This is a genomic window from Methylobacterium sp. E-025, assembly GCF_022829705.1.
Lineage (GTDB): Bacteria > Pseudomonadota > Alphaproteobacteria > Rhizobiales > Beijerinckiaceae > Methylobacterium.
This window is the reverse complement of the sequence record NZ_JAKSYR010000114.1, coordinates 1-1,659: the sequence shown is the minus strand read 5'-3', so window position 1 is coordinate 1,659 and position 1,659 is coordinate 1. Positions and strand designations below refer to the sequence as shown.

The following is a 1,659-nucleotide window of genomic DNA, read 5'->3' as shown; positions in this document are numbered from 1 at the left end:
AAGGCCAGACCCGGGTAGCTGACGGGCGCGGGCGGCCGATAGCCCAGCGACGAATGCGGTCGAACGCGGTTGTAGGTGGTTTGCCATAGACCGATCACGATCTGCGCCTCCTTCAGCGAGTAGAAGATCTCCTGGCGTAGGCACTCGTCGCGCAGCTTGCCGTTAAAGCTCTCGCAGTAGCCATTCTCCCACGGGGATCCTGGCGCGATGTACTGGATCTGTGAGCCAGCTTTGGCGACCCATTTGCGCAACGCCTTGGAGATCATCTCTGGGCCATTGTCGCAGCGAATGTGCTCCGGGATGCCGTGCAGGCACATCGCGTCGGCCAGCGCCTCGATCACGCCGACGCTGTTGATGCGCCGCGCCACCTTCAGCGCGAGGCAGGCACGGCTGTGCTCGTCAATCAGCGTTAGGATGCGCAGAGAGCGCCCATCGTGCGTCTGGGCTTGCACGAAGTCGAAGCTCCAGACGTGATTGCGATGAAGCGGTCGTAGCCGCACGCAGGAGCCGTCGTTCAGCCACAAGCGGCTACGGGGTCTATGTCGGCTGGGGACCTTCAGCCCCTCGCGACGCCAGATGCGCTGAACCCGGTCTTTGCCTACCTGCCAGCCGGCTGCCTGTAGCAGCGCGGTGACGCGGCGGTAGCTGTAGCGTCCGTACTCGGACGCCAGGGCGATCATGGCCTGGGTCAGTGCATCCTCGTCGGCCAGCACGGTAGGCACGTAGCGTTGCGTGCCGCGGTGCTGACCGACGATCCGGCAGGCGTGACGTTCCGAGAGGCCGTACTTCTCACGGATGCCGTTCACCGCCTGCCTGCGTCGCTCGGGGGCTACAAGTTTCCCGAGGCGACGTCCGCCAGCACCTGCTTCTCTAGAGAAAGGTCGGCGACGAGCCGGCGCAGACGAGCGTTCTCGCGCTCCAGATCCTTCATCTTCCTGGCTTGATCGACCTGAAGGCCGCCGTACTCCTTGCGCCAGCGGTAGTAACTCTGCTCGGAGATCTCCGCCTCCCTGCATGCAAGGGCCAAACTCTTGCCCTGGGCCGTCTGCACCTCAATCTGACGCAGCTTGAGCACGACCTGCTCCGCGTTCGTCTTCTGGCCTCGCCGCATGTCCAACTCCTTTGGTCCTGGCTGATCCTCTCAATCAGCCCGGTCCAAAGCCAGCCGGTCAGGCCACGGTGGCGACCGCCGAGCCGCCAGCGGGCAGCGACCGGGCAAAGTGATAGACTACGCGTCGGCGCAACTTCCACCGGGCCATTTGGTGGTCGAGCTGCTCGCCATTGCGCTGATGACATCGGTCAGAACGTCCAGTCCGACTGCAATATCGACAGGGCCGACGATCCCACCCGACCCCAGATCAGCACCGATGTTCGCCACGCAAGTGATCCATGATCATGACAAAAATTTTGGAGGTCGCGCGCCGGAAATGCCTGTCACCAGGTTCACTCGATCGCCGGCCGCTCGTCCTGCAATTTCCGCCGCTGCGTCATCACGGTATCGCGGCGCTCTTCCTGGGGTCAGCTTCAACTTGAGGGCGAGGTACTGCTTCTCGACGACAGCATCCTTGACGAGAACGAGGGACGTTCCATCCGCTGTCGTCGCTGTCCTCCCGCGAGCCGCGGTCATGTCGTCGAAGCGCTCCGAGAGACGGTAGGCCA

General features: G+C 63.5%; 2 protein-coding genes. Both read right to left on the bottom strand.

Annotated elements, in window-relative coordinates; translation table 11 throughout:
* Nucleotides 1-1,111 (bottom strand): IS3 family transposase gene (locus MKK64_RS16030; protein WP_243935890.1). Its coding sequence is split into 2 segments (ribosomal slippage), with 1,112 coding nucleotides annotated over them: nt 1-844 and nt 844-1,111; the frame shifts between segments, so codons are not numbered across the junction. This gene is flagged as partial in the annotation.
* 282 nt (nt 1,112-1,393) lie between these two features.
* Nucleotides 1,394-1,659 (bottom strand): hypothetical protein (locus tag MKK64_RS16025; protein WP_243935888.1); only part of this gene is annotated, 266 nt, incomplete at its 5' end.